This is a genomic window from Nocardia callitridis, assembly GCF_039543305.1.
Lineage (GTDB): Bacteria > Actinomycetota > Actinomycetes > Mycobacteriales > Mycobacteriaceae > Nocardia > Nocardia callitridis.
The window spans coordinates 1-16,085 of record NZ_BAABJM010000011.1 but is presented as its reverse complement, the minus strand read 5'-3'; the positions used below and the strand labels follow the sequence as shown (position 1 = coordinate 16,085).

General features: G+C 66.2%; 14 protein-coding genes and 1 tRNA gene. 12 read left to right on the top strand and 3 right to left on the bottom strand.

Annotated features, from left to right (window positions below):
* The first annotated feature begins 179 nt into the window (after window positions 1-179).
* Complete coding sequence (locus ABEA50_RS30700) at window positions 180-1,571, top strand: glycine--tRNA ligase (protein WP_345499976.1); 1,392 nt, start codon at window positions 180-182, stop codon at window positions 1,569-1,571.
* 64 nt (window positions 1,572-1,635) lie between these two features.
* Here the strand turns inward: ABEA50_RS30700 and ABEA50_RS30695 are convergent, their stop codons facing one another.
* Window positions 1,636-2,031, bottom strand: coding sequence for a DUF1707 domain-containing protein (locus ABEA50_RS30695; RefSeq protein ID WP_345499975.1), 396 nt, complete (start codon window positions 2,029-2,031; stop codon window positions 1,636-1,638).
* A gap of 445 nt (window positions 2,032-2,476) precedes the next feature.
* Between ABEA50_RS30695 and ABEA50_RS30690 the strand changes: the two genes are divergently transcribed.
* Window positions 2,477-3,406: an NADP-dependent oxidoreductase gene (locus ABEA50_RS30690; RefSeq protein ID WP_345499974.1), complete on the top strand. Its 930-nt coding sequence runs from the start codon at window positions 2,477-2,479 to the stop codon at window positions 3,404-3,406.
* A gap of 412 nt (window positions 3,407-3,818) precedes the next feature.
* On the opposite strand, the gene ABEA50_RS30685 is transcribed toward ABEA50_RS30690, so the two are convergent.
* A complete protein-coding gene (locus ABEA50_RS30685) occupies window positions 3,819-4,427 on the bottom strand; it encodes a TenA family protein (protein ID WP_345499973.1) in 609 nt (202 codons plus the stop codon).
* A gap of 74 nt (window positions 4,428-4,501) precedes the next feature.
* Between ABEA50_RS30685 and ABEA50_RS30680 the strand changes: the two genes are divergently transcribed.
* The 8 genes from ABEA50_RS30680 to ABEA50_RS30645 all read left to right on the top strand — a co-directional run bounded on the left by ABEA50_RS30680 (window position 4,502) and on the right by ABEA50_RS30645 (window position 13,483).
* A complete protein-coding gene (locus ABEA50_RS30680) occupies window positions 4,502-5,788 on the top strand; it encodes a phthiocerol/phthiodiolone dimycocerosyl transferase family protein (RefSeq protein ID WP_345499972.1) in 1,287 nt (428 codons plus the stop codon).
* Window positions 5,789-5,846: 58 nt separating this feature from the next.
* Window positions 5,847-6,521, top strand: coding sequence for an MBL fold metallo-hydrolase (locus tag ABEA50_RS30675; protein WP_345499971.1), 675 nt, complete (start codon window positions 5,847-5,849; stop codon window positions 6,519-6,521).
* Window positions 6,522-6,713: 192 nt separating this feature from the next.
* Complete coding sequence (locus tag ABEA50_RS30670) at window positions 6,714-7,397, top strand: YdcF family protein (RefSeq protein WP_425577754.1); 684 nt, start codon at window positions 6,714-6,716, stop codon at window positions 7,395-7,397.
* A gap of 6 nt (window positions 7,398-7,403) precedes the next feature.
* A complete protein-coding gene (locus ABEA50_RS30665) occupies window positions 7,404-8,681 on the top strand; it encodes a deoxyguanosinetriphosphate triphosphohydrolase (RefSeq protein WP_345499970.1) in 1,278 nt (425 codons plus the stop codon).
* A gap of 69 nt (window positions 8,682-8,750) precedes the next feature.
* Entirely contained in the window at window positions 8,751-10,670 is a 1,920-nt protein-coding gene (gene dnaG, locus ABEA50_RS30660; RefSeq protein WP_345499969.1) for a DNA primase, read from the top strand.
* A 372-nt stretch (window positions 10,671-11,042) separates the two neighbouring features.
* A complete protein-coding gene (locus ABEA50_RS30655; RefSeq protein ID WP_345499967.1) occupies window positions 11,043-11,747 on the top strand; it encodes a hypothetical protein in 705 nt (234 codons plus the stop codon).
* A gap of 476 nt (window positions 11,748-12,223) precedes the next feature.
* Window positions 12,224-12,820 (top strand): TetR/AcrR family transcriptional regulator, encoded by a 597-nt coding sequence (locus ABEA50_RS30650; RefSeq protein WP_345499966.1) that lies wholly within the window; start codon window positions 12,224-12,226, stop codon window positions 12,818-12,820.
* 42 nt (window positions 12,821-12,862) lie between these two features.
* Window positions 12,863-13,483 carry a pyridoxamine 5'-phosphate oxidase family protein gene (locus ABEA50_RS30645; protein ID WP_345499965.1) on the top strand — a complete coding sequence of 207 codons (621 nt, stop codon included), beginning with the start codon at window positions 12,863-12,865 and terminating at the stop codon, window positions 13,481-13,483.
* A gap of 146 nt (window positions 13,484-13,629) precedes the next feature.
* Here the strand turns inward: ABEA50_RS30645 and ABEA50_RS30640 are convergent, their stop codons facing one another.
* Entirely contained in the window at window positions 13,630-13,875 is a 246-nt protein-coding gene (locus ABEA50_RS30640; protein WP_345499964.1) for a hypothetical protein, read from the bottom strand.
* A gap of 173 nt (window positions 13,876-14,048) precedes the next feature.
* Between ABEA50_RS30640 and ABEA50_RS30635 the strand changes: the two genes are divergently transcribed.
* Together ABEA50_RS30635 and ABEA50_RS30630 are read left to right on the top strand one after the other, a co-directional pair.
* Window positions 14,049-14,121, top strand: a tRNA-Asn gene (locus ABEA50_RS30635).
* Between the two features lie 513 nt (window positions 14,122-14,634).
* Window positions 14,635-15,858, top strand: coding sequence for an ATP-binding protein (locus ABEA50_RS30630; protein ID WP_345499963.1), 1,224 nt, complete (start codon window positions 14,635-14,637; stop codon window positions 15,856-15,858).
* The last annotated feature ends 227 nt before the right edge of the window (window positions 15,859-16,085 follow it).

Here is a 16,085-nt window from a genome sequence, read left to right as displayed (position 1 = left end):
AATCAGTTCCATTTTGATATGCACAGGTGCGCATGTCAAATGTCCGCGCCGTGGCGGTGGAAAATGCGGTAGGCAGGGTCGATAGGCTGTAGGCGACCCCATTAGGTTATGAGCAACCGGATGGGATAGGTCTGTTCGGACCCCTTAATTCGAATCAGCAGTGGATGGAGAATTCTCGCGTGGCTCCCAAGTCGAAGGTGGACACCGTTGCCAACCTCGCCAAGCGCCGGGGTCTGGTGTACCCGTGCGGTGAGATCTACGGCGGTACCAAGTCGGCATGGGACTACGGGCCGCTCGGTGTCGAACTCAAGGAGAACATCAAGAAGCAGTGGTGGCGCTCGATGGTCACCAGCCGCGACGATGTCGTCGGCCTCGACTCCTCGGTGATCCTGCCCAGGCAGGTCTGGGTGGCCTCCGGCCACGTCGGCGTCTTCAACGACCCCCTGGTCGAGTGCCTGAACTGCCACCACCGGTTCCGTCAGGACCACCAGCAGGAGGCGTACGCGGCCAAGCACAAGATCGATGACCCGGACACGGTCTCGATGGAACTGATCGCGTGCCCCAACTGCGGCACCGTCGGCCGCTGGACCGAACCGCGCGACTTCAACATGATGCTCAAGACCTACCTCGGCCCGGTCGAATCCGAGGACGGCATGCACTACCTGCGTCCGGAGACCGCGCAGGGCATCTTCGTGAACTTCGACAACGTGATGACCACCGCGCGCAAGAAGCCGCCGTTCGGCATCGCGCAGATCGGCAAGAGCTTCCGCAACGAGATCACCCCGGGCAATTTCATCTTCCGCACCCGCGAGTTCGAGCAGATGGAGATGGAGTTCTTCGTCAAGCCCGGCGAAGACCCCGAGTGGCACAAGTACTGGATCGACGCGCGGTTCTCCTGGTACACCGAGCTCGGCATCAACCCCGACAACCTGCGCCTCTACGAGCACCCCAAGGACAAGCTCTCGCATTACTCGGCGGGCACCACCGACATCGAGTACCGCTTCGGCTTCCAGGGCAGCGAATGGGGCGAGCTGGAAGGTGTCGCCAACCGCACCGACTTCGACCTCAAGACGCACTCCGAGCACTCCGGCACCGATCTCAGCTTCTTCGATCAGGCCACCAAGGAGCGCTACACGCCCTACGTCATCGAACCGGCCGCCGGTCTGACCCGTTCGCTGATGGCGTTCCTGGTCGACGCATACGCCGAGGACGAGGCGCCCAACGCCAAGGGCGGCGTCGACACGCGCACGGTGCTGCGGCTGGACCGTCGCCTCGCGCCGGTGAAGGCGGCGGTACTTCCGTTGTCGCGCAACGCCGATCTCACCCCGAAGGCCAAGGATCTCGCGGCCCGGCTGCGCAGGAACTGGAACGTGGAATTCGACGACGCGGGCGCGATCGGTCGTCGCTATCGTCGTCAGGACGAGATCGGCACCCCGTTCTGCATCACCGTCGACTTCGACACCCTCGACGACCACGCGGTGACCGTGCGTGAGCGCGACTCGATGGCCCAGGAACGCATCGCGCTCGACCAGGTCGAGGGATACCTGGCGCAGCACCTGATCGGATCCTGACGCCCGATCGATCTCGGCCCGCTACCGCCTCGGCGGTGGCGGGCCCGATCGCGTTCGTGTTCGATCAGCGGCGTTTCGGTCCCGAGTTCAGCGAAATCCCGATACCGGTCGGGATCAGCAGGGCGATACCCCACGGCACCGCCACCCAGAACGGCCAGAAATAGCCCGCGCCGGTCGCCAACCAGATCGCGACCATCAGCACGTTGACGCAGACCCACGGAATCCACATGATGACCACCCATTGCGGCACCCTGCGGTCGGTTTCGGGACGCGAAACCCGTTGCGCGGGAAGGTCTGCCACCAGCAGCTGCATTCCGGCTCGGGTCTTGGAGGCATAGATTCGCTGGACCCGGTCATCGAACTCGTCGACCGTCAGCCTGCCCTCGCCCATCGCCAGACGCAGTTGCTCGATGAACTTCTCCCGGTCGGCGTCCGAGGCCCGCAGATTATCCGCACTCACGCCCGCATCGTAAGTGCGCGGCGGCGTAGGCGGAATGCCCAATGGTCACTGTCCCAATCATTCGCCCAGTCCTTTGCCGTATCGCTCAATCGAGCGGCGTGACCGTGCGGTCGCCGCGAGCTGCGATCCGGCCGTGGAACGCCGTCGACCACAGCGAACTCGGTCTCGACCGGGGGCAAGCAAGCTCGCAGCTCGTCGCTGGCTGCTCGACGCTGGCCGCCGCGTCGCCGCTGCGTCGCCGCTGCGCTCGGTAGCGACCGCATCGCCGCCGGAACTATTCCGTACAAATCGGTTTCGGACGCTACGACTCAACGGCAGACTTCGACGCCACGGTCGGTCGACCAACTCTGTTGCACCTGTTTCGTCGCGTGTCGATCGGGAATTACCCCGAGCGGTCGGCGGTTGCGGCCGTACACCATGCGGATACCAGGCAGGAGGATCAGACGTGGCTCAGACGGCGAGAGCGGTGCGGTTCGATCGGTACGGCGGCATCGAGGAACTGAAGGTCGTCGAGATTCCTCGGCCTTCACCCGAGGCGGGACAGGTTGTCGTCGAGGTGGTCGCCGCGGCCGTCAACCCCGGCGAGGCCGCCATTCGCCAGGGGTTCATGCACGAGCAGTTCCCCTCGACATTCCCCTCCGGCGAGGGTTCGGACTTCGCGGGCCGCATCGCGGAGATCGGTGCGGGCGTCGGTGGGGTGGCGGTCGGTGACGCGGTGCTCGGGTTCACCGATGCGCGAGCCAGTCACGCGACACACGTCGTGGTCCCGGCCGACCAGGTCACGCGCAAACCCGACGCACTCGACTGGAATGTGGCCGCGACGCTCTATGTCGCGGGCACAACGGCTTTCGCGACGGTCAAAGCGGTGGACGCGGTATCGGGGGACACCGTCGCCGTGTCCGGGGCCGCCGGGGGAGTCGGTTCGATCGCGGTGCAGTTGCTTCGAGCGCGCGGTGCGAAGGTGATCGGGATCGCCGGTGCGGACAACCACGAATGGTTGCGGTCGGTCGGTGTCGTCCCGGTCGCCTATGGTGACGGCCTCATCGACCGCCTGCGCGGCGCCGCACCCGACGGAATCGACGCCTTCATCGACACTTTCGGCGCGGACTACGTCGATATCGCGATCGAACTCGGTGTCCCCGTCGACCGCATCGACACCATCATCAATTTCGACGCCATCTCGAAACACGGTGTGAAGGGCGAAGGTAACGCCGCGGCGGGCACCATCGACGTGGTCGCCGAGCTGGCGCAGCAGGCCGCGGCGGGCACCTTCGACGTTCCCATCGCGGCTGTGTACCCCCTCGACGACGTGCGGGGCGCCTACCGAGAACTCGAGCGGCGGCACACGCGCGGAAAGATCGTGCTGCGACCGTGAGCGGCCGACCCGAGGTGCGCTGATGTCGGGCCCGCCCCTGCGAGCGTCGGCGGCCGACAGCGCTCGCCGCCGCCGCGTCGGTAGCGGGCAGGCGTGCTTTGCCGCAGCGCGGGACTTCCCGGAGCGCGCGCTCGTGCCGCATGCCCTCGCGGAGGAACCGTTTCGTGGGTTCCGGGGTGGAGGTGTGCTCTTGTCGGGCGCGCGGCCCCCGCGAGTCGCCGAAGCTGGCCGCGGACGCTCGAGCAGGGGGCGAGCGGGCGTCGCCTCGGCGTGGGGTGTCCGAGAACGTGGGCTCGCGCCGCATGCCTTTGTGGCGGGATCGTTGCGCGCGTTCCGGGTTGGCGGTGTGCTGTTGTCGGGCGCGCGGTGTGCGGGCGGTCGACGTTCCAGCAGCGGGCGAGCGCGCCTCGGCTCAGCGCGGGACGTCCCAGAACGCGTGCTCGTGCCGCATGCCCTGGCGGAAGAAGCGTTCCGCGCGCGCCGGGTCGGCACCGGATTCGTCGATCATTTGCGCGCAGCGACGAGTGAGTGCGGCGAAGGCGGGGTCGGCGTAGGTGTCGACCCAGCGGCGGTAGCGTGGCTCGGCGGGCGGGTTCTCGGCCAGTACCGCACCGAGGGTGGAGTATCCCCACATGCAGGGGTACATCGCCGCGAGGCCGTCGGCGTAGTTCGCCGCCGAATCCAGCAGGAAACCCGAATAGTTCGCGCAGGCAACCCCTTTGCTCGCGCCCGCGAGGTCGGCGCCGAACTCGTCCGCCAGCGAACGGTGCAGCGACAGCTCCTCGTGGAAGGTGGCGTGCGCCAGATCCACGAGGTCCCCGAGGTGCGCCGACGGGGCCTGCCACGCGAGCCGGTTGAACACTCGGACGTAGTCGAGCAGGAACAGATAATCCTGCTCCAACCAGGACCGGAACACCGGCTCGGGCAGATCGCCCGCCGCGATGCCCGCCACCGTGGGGTGGCTCAGCTGTTCGATGACGAGCGGTCGGCCGATTTCTTCCAGATGCGCTGCGAGACTCATACCGGTCAGTCTCGCGCATTCGCCCAGCGTGGTGAGTTTGCGTCCGCCGCATCCCGTGCCGCACCCTGTCGGGCGTGCTGTGGGACGAGGTGGAAGTGATCCGGGTCTTGGCGCCGTCGGAGGCGCGGTTCGTCAGGCACGGAACCTATACGGGGCGTTCGGTTTCGGTAGTCGGCGCGCTCGACACGGCGGCGCTGCGCAGCGCCTTCGTCGCGGTGCTACGCGCCAACCCCATCCTGTCCTGCCGAATCATGGAAACTTCTGGGGGACAGGGTGTTCTGGTTCGACCGAGGGGTGGGGACGCGGTCGGTGCGACCGTCGCCGACGGCGCCGACGACGTGCGCCTGCCGATCGAACCGATCGACCCCGCGACCCAATTGGCCTACCTGGACATCACTGCCTGCGGACCGCACCGCTGGCGGACGACGCTGTACAACCATCACAGCATCGGCGACGGTAGTTACGGAATCGACCTGATGGCCCAATTATGGTCGCACTACACCGATCTCGTGCAAGGTTCGGCGGCTCGCGTGGTGCCGCGTCGCTATCCGCAATCGTTGGAATGGTGGTTGGCGCACAACGGGGTCGGGAAAAGCTCGGTGTCCGGTCTGGAAACGCTGACTCGCCCGCTCGCACCCGCCGTGACCGACCCACCGGCGGACGAAACACCACAGGTCGCGAACAGTCTGGTGCGTCCGCGCTACACCAGCCTGGACGAGGCTTCCACGGCCGCGCTGATCCGGCTCGGTCGGCGCCACGGCGTGAGTGTGAACGGGTTGCTCACCGCCGCGCTGCTCCGGGTCCACGCGCGCGAAACCTCGGGCGCGAGCGGCGACCCCGCGGCGGTGGGCTGCCTGTATCCGGTAGATCTGCGCAGGCGCCTGCCCGCACCCGTCGGTTGCGGCGCGGGCACCAACATGGGCGGCCTCGCCTCCTTCGCGGCGGTGATCGGTCGCTCGACCGGTCTGCTCGCCCTCGCGCACGCGATCTGCGATCGGCTGCGCGCCGACCTCGACCACGGTGTCGTGCAGCAGTCGGCGTGGCATTTCCCGGAGTTCTTCGGTCGCAACAAGACTCGTGCGTTCACCGAGCACGTCGCGATAACCAACACCGGCGCGGTCCCCGCCTTCCGCACGCCGGAAGGTCTCACCCTCGGTGCTTACGAGCTCGTCTACCTCTCGGCCCACCCGCGTCCCTCCGCCGGTCCCGGCGCGGCCGTCACCTTCCTCGCCTATACCTATGCGGGCAAGCTCACCCTCGGCCAACTCGGCAGCGGCCACCACGGCCTACTGAGCGCCGCGCGGTCGGAGCTGATGGCGTCGCTCACCGAGTCCGGTGACGTCTTCGCCGGTGCGCGGTGAAGGGTGATCGACGGGCGCTTGTCCGCCACGGTCGGCGATCGATCACTAGCATCGAGTCGTGATCACACTCGACCGCCTCTACACCGGCCACGTGTCGCCCGGCTCGGACCCGCAACAGCACGAGGTGCCGGGCGCGCGCATCGTCAAGATGGCGGTCGGCGCCATGAACAACAACAGCTACCTGGTGCAGTGCGTCACCGGTGCGACCCTGCTCATCGACGCCGCGAACGAGCCGGAACGCCTCATGGAGCTGATCGAACAGGAGACGCCGGGCAAGGTCGGGCTGATCGTCACCACCCACCAGCATCCCGATCACTGGCAGGGACTGAAACACACCGCCGAGACCACCGGCGCACCCACCGCCGCACACGCCCTCGACGCCGATCCGCTGCCGGTCGTGCCCGACCGGTTGCTGTCGGATGGCGAGACCTTCGCACTCGGCGATCTCACCGTGACCGTCATCCACCTGAGTGGCCACACCCCGGGTTCGGTGGCGCTCGCGTTCGAAGACGGTGCCGGGAAAACCCATCTGTTCACCGGTGATTCGCTGTTCCCCGGCGGGGTCGGCAAGACGCTGAGTCCGGAAGCCTTCGACTCGCTGTACACCGACGTCACCACCAAACTGTTCGATCGCTACCCGGACGACACCGTCGTCTACCCCGGCCACGGTGACGACACCACCCTCGGGGACGAGCGTCCGCACCTGGGCGAATGGCGTGAGCGCGGCTGGTAGCCGCGGCGCGAACGGATCGAGTTCGGTGCGGGCGGACGACCAATCGCGTTGTGGCACGGGCACGGTGACACGGCGCACGCGCAGGGCGACACCGCGTCGCGTGCCCACTCGGCGCGCGATCTTCACCCAGCCGATACCCGAATGCTTCGCGGTTGCCACCTGCCCTGGCAGACTTGGGGAGTGAATTCGCCCATGACGCGCACCCGAGGCTTCTCGGCGCCCGAACCCGCCCCCGTCCGCCCCCGTGGCTTCGGCGTGCTGCGTTGGGTGCGGCGGTTGCTAGTCGGGGCGGTCCTGATGGCGTTGGTGCTGGTCGGTGGTACCGCGATCCGCGTGTGGCAGGTGGCGCGGATCGATGACTACTCGAAGGCGGACGCCATCGTGGTCCTCGGTGCCGCGCAGTATTCGGGCACCCCGTCGTCGGTATTCGAGGCGCGACTCGATCAGGCGGACACGCTGTTTCGCGCCGGGGTGGCGCCGAGGGTGATCACGGTCGGCGGAAAGCAGGAGGGTGACACCTACACCGAGGCCGCCTCGGGCAAGAATTACCTGGAGTCGCTTGGCGTCCCGGCAGGCAACATCCTGGCCGTGGAAACCGGTTCCGACACCCTGCTGAGCATCGAGGCGGTAGCGACCGCCATGCAGGCACGGCAGATGTCCTCGGCGGTGTTGGTGAGCGACCCGTGGCATTCGCTGCGTACCAGGACGATGGCGCGCGACGCGGGCCTGAAGGCGTGGACGGCGCCGACCCGCACCGGTCCCTCGGTGTACACCCGTGAGTCGCAGGCGCACGGAATCGCCAGGGAGACAGGCGCTTTGCTCTGGTACCAGCTCACTCACTTCTCATCGGACTTCACCTATACGGCCGAACAGTGAGGGTCGATGAACGACACACGTGGAGCGGACAGATATTCCGAGCACGACAGAGCGCGCCTGGTCGTCGAGGCGCGCAAGAGCGGGGGGCTCGGCCCGCCGCGCGGTGAATTCGAGACCGGGCACCGCACCGACTTCGCGCGCGACCGCGCGCGTGTGCTGCATTCGGCGGCGCTACGCAGGCTCGCCGACAAGACGCAGGTCATGGGTCCACGGGAGAGCGACACCCCACGCACCAGGCTGACCCATTCGCTCGAGGTCGCCCAAATCGGTCGCAGTATCGCCGAAGGTCTCGGGTGCGATCCCGACCTGGTCGATCTGGCGGGGCTGGCGCACGACATCGGTCATCCGCCCTACGGCCACAACGGCGAACGTGCCCTGGACCTGTTCGCCGACGCCTTCGGTGGTTTCGAGGGAAACGCGCAGAACCTGCGCATCCTGACCCGCCTGGAACCGAAGGTGCTCGATGCCGACGGTGCGAGTGTGGGACTCAACCTGACCAGGGCCTCGCTCGACGCCGCGATCAAATACCCGTGGGACAGAACGGGTTCCGGCACGAAATTCGGCGCCTACGACATCGACACCGACCGCTTGGACTGGGTGCGGGCAGCTGCACCGCCACGGCGGCGCAGCCTGGAATGCCAGATCATGGACTGGTCCGACGATGTCGCCTACTCGGTGCACGACGTCGAGGACGGGGTGATCGCCGGACGCATCGAGCTACGCGCGTTGGCCGACCCCGCCGAACAACGCGCGTTGGCCGCGCTCGGCCACGGCACCCACCCCGGCATGTCGGAAGAGGAGTTGATCGAAGCCGCGCAACGACTTTCGGAGCTACCCGTGGTCGCCGCGGTGCACGACTACGACGCCACTCTCAGCAGTTCGGTGGCATTGAAGCGGCTGACCAGCGAGCTGGTCGGAAGATTCGCCACCGCGGCGATCATCGCGACCCGCGCGGCCGAACCCGCGACCCGACTGGCCCGCTACGGTGCCGATCTCGTTATTCCACCGGTGGCCGCCGCCGAGGTGGCCATGCTCAAAACCGTGGCACTGCGCTACGTGATGTCCGACCCCGACCACAAACTGCGCCAGGGCGCCCAACGCGACCGCATCCAAGCCGTCGCCGATGCCCTACTGGCCCGCGCGCCCGAAAGCCTCGATGCGCTACTGCTGCCGTGGTGGCAGGCTGCCGCCGACGACCGCGCGCGTGTGCGGGTGGTGGTGGACCAGATCGCCTCGTACACCGAAAGCCGACTGGAGCGGGTCGCGGCGTCGTTGGCGCGCTGATCCCGCGGTGGCGAATCGGCCGACCAGGCGCGGGTCTCGGGACCGAGGACGGCGGGTAGGCTCGACCACGTGGCCGGACGACTTCCAGATCGCGATATCGCGGCGATCCGTGACCGGGTACGGATCGAAGACATTGTGGGCGAGTACGTCGCGCTCAAACGCGCTGGCGCCGACTCGATGAAGGGGTTGTGCCCCTTTCACGACGAGAAATCGCCGTCGTTCCACGTTCGCCCGAATCACGGACTGTTCCACTGCTTCGGCTGCGGCGAGGGCGGCGACGTGTTCGCCTTCCTGCAGAAGATCGACCACGTCGGATTCGTCGAGGCCGTCGAGCAGATGGCCGACCGCGTCGGCTACCAGATCAACTACGAGGGCGGCGGCACCTCGGTGCAGCGCGACCGAGGCACCCGCTCGCGACTGGTCGCCGCCAACGCCGCCGCGCACGAGTACTACATGGCGCAGCTGGGCGAGCCCGGCGCCGAAACCGCGCGCAAGTACCTCACCGACCGCAACTTCGACGCCGCGGCGGCCAAGCTGTTCGGCTGCGGTTACGCACCCGCGGGTTGGGACAATCTCACGAAGCATCTGCTGCGCAAGGGATTCGAGTTCAAGGAACTGGAAGCCGCCGGGCTGTCGCGGCAGGGCCAGCGCGGGCCGATCGACCGGTTCCATCGTCGGCTGCTGTGGCCGATCCGCAACCTCAGTGGCGACGTGATCGGTTTCGGTGCGCGAAAACTCTTCGACGACGACACGATGCCGGGCAAGTACATCAATACGCCCGAGACCATCCTGTACAAGAAATCGCAGGTGCTGTTCGGGCTCGACCTGGCCAAACGCGACATCGCCAAGGGGCATCAGGCGGTGGTGGTCGAGGGCTACACCGACGTGATGGCCATGCATCTGGCCGGTGTGAAGACCGCCGTCGCCTCCTGTGGCACCGCGTTCGGCGACGACCACCTCGCCCTGCTGCGCCGTCTGCTGTTGGACGACAACTTCTGGCGCGGCGAGATCATCTACACCTTCGACGGCGACGCGGCCGGGCAGGCGGCGGCGGTGAAGGCCTTTGCCGGAGACCAGAAGCTGGCCGGACAGACCTACATCGCTATCGCGCCGGACGGGCAGGACCCGTGCGAGCTGCGTCAGCACTCCGGCGACGCCGCGGTGCGTGATCTGGTCGCGCGGCGAATCGCGCTGTACGAGTTCGTGATTCGTGGTCTGCTCGCTGATCACGATCTCGACAGCGCCGAAGGTAGGGTCGAGGCGCTGCGGCGGGCGGTGCCGGTGGTCGCGCAGATCAAGGACAACGCCCTGCGCAGGGCGTATGCCACCAAACTGGCCGGGTGGGTCGGGTGGGACGACATCCAGACCATCATCCGCCGGGTCGGTGAGGAAGCGCGCCGAGGACGTAACGGGGGCGCGAACACCACGCCCAAGCGTGGTGCCGCCGCGCCGCCTGCCGATGCCGCACCCAAAGCCGCGGCGACACGGCCGAATCCGAAAGACCCCGTGCTCCTACCGCAGCGTCAGTCGCTCATCGCGGCGCTGCAGTACCCCGCGATGGCGGGCGCGGTGTTCGACGCGCTGGACACCGAGGCGTTCACCCACCCCGCCTACATCGCCGTGCGCGCGTTGATCGCCGAGGCGGGCGGGACCGCAGCGGGACTCGGTGGCGCCGAGTGGGTCAATGCCATCGCCGACCGCGCCGACGACCTCACCATGCGCGCCCAGCTGTCGGAGTTGGCGGGAGAATCGTTGCCGGTGCGCTCCGAGGGCGACATCCCGCGCTTCATCGCCGGAGTCCTCGCCCGCACCCAGGAGGCGTGGGTCGGGCGGCAGATCGCCGAATTGAAATCCAAGTTGCAACGCGTGTCATCGACCGAGGAGTCCGAAGCCTATTTCGCGCTGTTCGGGGACCTCGTCGCGCTGGAGCAGTACCGCAAGAGCCTCGTCGTGCGGGCGATGGGCAGTCACAGCGACTTCGTCACGTAGCACAACAGCACGCGCTTCCCACCCGCTGCCGAGGGATGGACGCGGCGGGGTCCGGAGCGGCCGCATTATCGAACGGCAACGCAGACGGTCGCCGGGGACTCTTCGCGCTGGAGCAGTACCGCAAGAGCCTCGTCGTGCAGTCCGCTCCAGTGCCGAGGAACCGAATCGCGATGCGGTGCACTCGGCTGGGTCCGATCTTGTCGCGTTATCGAACGGCAACGCTGACCGGTCGCCGCAGACCCTGGCCGATTTCAACCCCGGGCGCGCGCGAGATCAGCATGGTCGAGTTAACGAACCCGGCGGCTCGATTGATGTACATCGTGCCGGACCGCATCGTATGACGTTGTGGCGGCGCGACATCGCGGAGGACTCATGAAAACAGCGATCGTGTTGGGCGCGGCGGTGCTCGCGCTCTTCGGGGTGACGGGGTGTTCCGGCGATGACGGTGTCGCGGCTCCCGCACCGACCCCGACGGCGTCCGCCTCGGCCGCACCGACCGTTCCTGGCGATGGTCGCGCGATCACGCCCGCGGGGGAGGAAAGTCCGCGTGTCGCACCCGGTGAACCACCGGCGCTCGTGCCACCGGGCGGCGCCCCTGAACTGGTGCCCGCACCACCGAACGAGGCACCCGATATCGCCCCCGGTGAGCCGGACCCGACTCGCGACGACGCGACCGTCGATGCCCGTGACTACCAGTCCGGCAAGTACTACTTCTTCCAATCTCCGAGCGGAAACATCATGTGCGGGTTCGTCTATGACGGCGAGCTCGGCACCGGATGCCAGCTGGCAGAAGCGACCGTGATCCCCGCCGAACTGCCCGACTGCGGCACCAGGCCGGATCGTGCCGTCGCCGCCCAGGTCAACGGTGCGCAGGCGCGGTACCTGTGTTTGAACCAGGGCGTCTTCGTCGGACCTCCGCCGGACGGCAGCAGCGGCAAAGGCGGCGGAAAAGTCCTGAACTACGGCGACACCATCATCGTGCGTGGCGTCGCGTGCACTTCGCTCGAGTCCGGGGTCAGGTGCACGGAGGGTGGGCACGGATTCATGATCGCGGCCGACGCGCAGTCGTTGTTCTGAGCGTTCGACGCTTTCTCACCCGCCGCCACGCGACAGGGCTCCCGGCGAAGCCGAGGTGTGAACCGCTGCCAGCCGAGGCGGAACCGGGCGCACCGGCCGAAGAAGGTCGCACCGCGTAGACGCGTGGCTTTCAGGTCGGCGGCATTTCTGTTGATATCGGTGTTCCGCGCGAAACCGCGTGTTCGCGGGATTCTCGTCGTCGGTTTTGCGTCGCCGCGCGGGCAGGTTGTCGCTGGTCGCCGTGTGTGAGCCGCGTACTGGTCGACGCACATTCGCGGTAAGCACGCCGGGGCGCTCGTTGGGGTACGGGACGCCGAGGCGCCGCCTTGGCTTCCGGTCCATCCAGAACTCGACCGTGCGGATCAGTCGATCGAGCCCTGTCGCCTCGGCATTGACCGAGCTGGTAATTGACAGAGATAGTAACAGTCGTTACTTTCTAGGTGTCGAACAAGCACGGCGACCGAGGAGGTGACGCCATGCCGGTCAAGCCCGGATCGACTATCGACCCCGAGGCCACACGCGCGCGCGTGCTCGACGTGGCAGCGCGCCTGTTCTACGAACGCAGCCTCGCCGCAGTGGGCATGCGCGAGATCGCGACGCGATCGAACGCCTCGCAGCTGACGATCTATCGGTACTTCGACTCCAAAGAGGGACTGGCCGCCGCCGTCGTCCGGGAACGCAGCGACCGCATCCACGCCTGGCTCTCGGCAGGACTCACCGAAGTTCCCGCAGGTCGCGAACGTGTTCTCGCTATGTTCGACCTGTTGACCCGGTGGTTCATCGAACGCAACTTCGGTGGGTGTCCGGTGATCAACTACGTCGCCGACAGTCGCGGTGGTCAGACCGCCTCCGAGGTCACCCGCCAACACCTGGAGCGGTACCGGCGGCTGCTGGAAAACCTGCTGACCGAGGCGGGCGCACCCGCGCCGACACCGCTGGCCAGGCAGCTGCTGCTGCTGATCGAAGGCGCCACCGTCGTCACCCAGATCGACGGCAACGCCGACGCCGGTGCCGACGCCCGCGCGGCCGCCGAGGTGCTGTTCGACGCCGCCTGCGGGTTACCCACGAGCTGAGCGACAGCGCGAACATCGCTGCGTAGGAAGGGAAGTGAGGACATGGGGCGTTACGCACACCTGGCGTACACCGACTCCGTGCGCGCGGTCCAACACGAGAACGGCAGCGCGGCGGCCGGCGCCCGCCCGCTGCTCGCGGGTGATGAACCGGAGTTGTTGTCGGACAACGAAACCGCGTTCATTCAAGCGCGCGACGGCTGCTACCTCGCCAGTGTGAGCGAAACCGGTTGGCCCTATCTCCAATTCCGTGGCGGCCCACCCGGCTTCCTGCACGTACTCGACGAACGCACCCTCGGATTCGCCGACGTCCGAGGCAACCGCCAATACATCACCACCGGAAACGTGCGCGCCGACGACCGCGTGTCCCTGTTCTTGATGGACTACGCGCGCAGGCGACGCCTGAAGATCTTCGGCCGCGCCCGCACACTAGCGCTCACCGAGGACTCCGCGCTGACCGAACGGCTGACCACGACCGGCACCGAAGGCCGCCCAGAACGCCTGATGCTCATTCGAGTCGAGGGACACAACTGGAACTGTCCCCAGCACATCACGCCGCGCTACAGCGAAGCCGAACTACAGGTCGCGCTGGCGCCGATCCGCGAGCGGATCACGGTGCTGGAGGAGGAGAACGCTCGACTACGCGCGCAACTGGCGGTGACGTAGCTCGAGTCGAAAGGGCGGTTGCGACAATCTGGTTCGCGGAACGCGGCCTGCGGCCCATCGCTCTGGTGACATGGTGACTTCCCGGTCACGCGCGGCACGAGGATATGTGTCGCCTTCGTGTGGGGTTCAGCCGTGCTGGTCTGAACTCAGCGCCGCAACTGGTCGTGCGGAACCAGCACCGTCGTCCGCTCGTCCAACGGCTCCATCGGCTCCAATTTCTGCCGCGTGCTCAACCCGTCCGACAGCTTCTGCCGCCCGACCGACACCAGCTTGCGGCTCACCGGATGCGAGGTCAGCGTGCGCGTCACGGAACTGATCTGCTCATAACGAGCCCGCCCCGCCTTGCTACCGAGTACGTACCCGGCCGCAAGACCGATGATCAACCGCAGCATTCGATGTGCTCCTCCCAGTTACCAGTTCGCGACCACCATCCTGCCGGACACCACACACCCCTGTCGATCCGGGACACCCCCAACCCAGCAGGTCCCAGCACGATTTGGGCCCACCCCCGGCCATGAGCTAAAGTTTCCACTCGGCAAGCCCGAACAGGACAAGCCGAGGATAGTCCCCCATAGCTCAATTGGCAGAGCAGCCGACTGTTAATCGGCAGGTTACTGGTTCGAGTCCAGTTGGGGGAGCTACCAATGCATGTGGTAACGCACCAGATAGCCACGACATCGTAGCAAGTTCAACAGGTCCGATCCGCGCTGTATGCGGGTCGGACCTTTCTGCGCTTCCCTGTGAGTTGGTGGTGGCCGTCTCCGCGTCGCTGCACAGGGCGATCTCGATCAACCGGCATCCGCGCGCCTCGTCGTCGTACCGGTCGACGCACAGGAGAACGGTGTCTCGCAGGTGGAATGTCGTCGTCTCCTTCGGGGCCAGATCCTTGACATTGATGTTGCGATTTTCGCAATCTTTTGGCCTTTGGCTGACAGTTCCAGGATTGGGTTGCTGACCAAAACATGGACAGCATGATGTCCAAGCTGCGGTGAGAAGGCCGACCATTCTGTGAATAGAATGCCGTCCAAAGTGCTAAGTTGGAGCCCTGGGCTGCGGTGGAGAGGGTGTGGAACCTTGTGACAGAAGGCGATGATGGCCTGATCAAACGGCATCTGCGAGGTGTACTAGGCGAACTCCTTCACGATGAACCAGTGGTCATCCTGACCGGCGCCCGCACCGTCGGAAAAAGCACCTTCCTCGCTGCCTGTGCCGCGCTCGAAGAGGTGACTGTTCTGGACTTGGACGATCTGGAAACGAGGCGTGCCGTCACGGCAGATCCCGTGCTGTTCGTCGCGGCAGACCGTCCCACTCCGGTTTGTATCGACGAGTTCCAACATGTGCGACTTCTGCTCGACGCGATCAAATCCGAACTGAACCGCGACCTACGGGCAGGGCGGTATCTGCTGACCGGATCCACAAGTTACAGCTCCCTTCCCAGCGCCAGCCAATCGCTGACTGGACGGGCACATGTCGTGACGATGTGGCCGCTGTCCCAAGGTGAGTTATCGGGCCATCGAGAGGGTGCGCTGGATGTACTGACCGCCGATCCCTCCGCTCTTGTCGCCAGTGAACCGTCGACAACCACTCGCGCCGACTACGAGAAAATCGTTCTGGCAGGCGGATTCCCGCTCGCGCTGGCGCGCGAGCCTGGCAGGTCTCGTGATCGCTGGTTCAGCGATTTCATCACGATGGTCGTGGAACGTGATGTGCTGGAGATCCGAAAGATTCGGCAACGTCAGGTCTTGCCCCAGGTGTTGCAACGCCTGGCGGGACAGACCGGACAAGTGGTGAATGCCGCCAACATCGCCGATGCGGTAGGTCTCGACGCTGCCACAGTCCGGGAATACATCGGACTTCTCGAAGCGGTATTCATGATCCACCGCCTCGAACCCTTCACCCGCGCGGCAGCCTCCCGAGCCGTCCGCAGCGCGAAAATACATCTTGTCGACACCGGTCTAGCTGCCCACCTCACCGGCTTGACCCAGCAAAAGCTGTCCGCACGGATGCCGGCAACACTCACCCAATTCGGCCACCTCGTCGAGACATTCGTCGTCAACGAACTGATGAAACAAGCGGGATGGGCACAACAGCAGGTCAGCTTCTCGCACTTCCGCACAAAAGACCAGCAGGAGGTCGACCTGGTAATCGAGACTCCAGGGGGCTCGATCACCGCAGTTGAAGTAAAGGCATCAAATACAGTCTCGGACAATGACTTCGCTGGAATGCGTCTCATGCGAGACAAGCTTGGTGACGCATTCAGCGGAGGCGTCGTTGTCAACCTCGGCCAGCGCTCATACACCTACGAAGACCGCCTGCACGTCATTCCGATGGATCGACTCTGGACACCGGTCGCAAGCAGGCACCCGACGGTATGACCGGGTCATACCGTACTGCTGATGTTTAAGTCATGGCCAAGATTACGATCAGCATCCCTGACGACATCGCCGAGAAGGCGAACCATGCGGTGGCGGCCGGGCTAGGGCGTGTCTCCCAATGGGTTTTGCGGTCTGTGTGCGGTAGGTCGTTGTGGCGGGCATCATGTTCGCCGTGGCTACGGTGGTCGGTGATCGGTATCGGGTTCTGACGGACAGGCAGTGGGAGC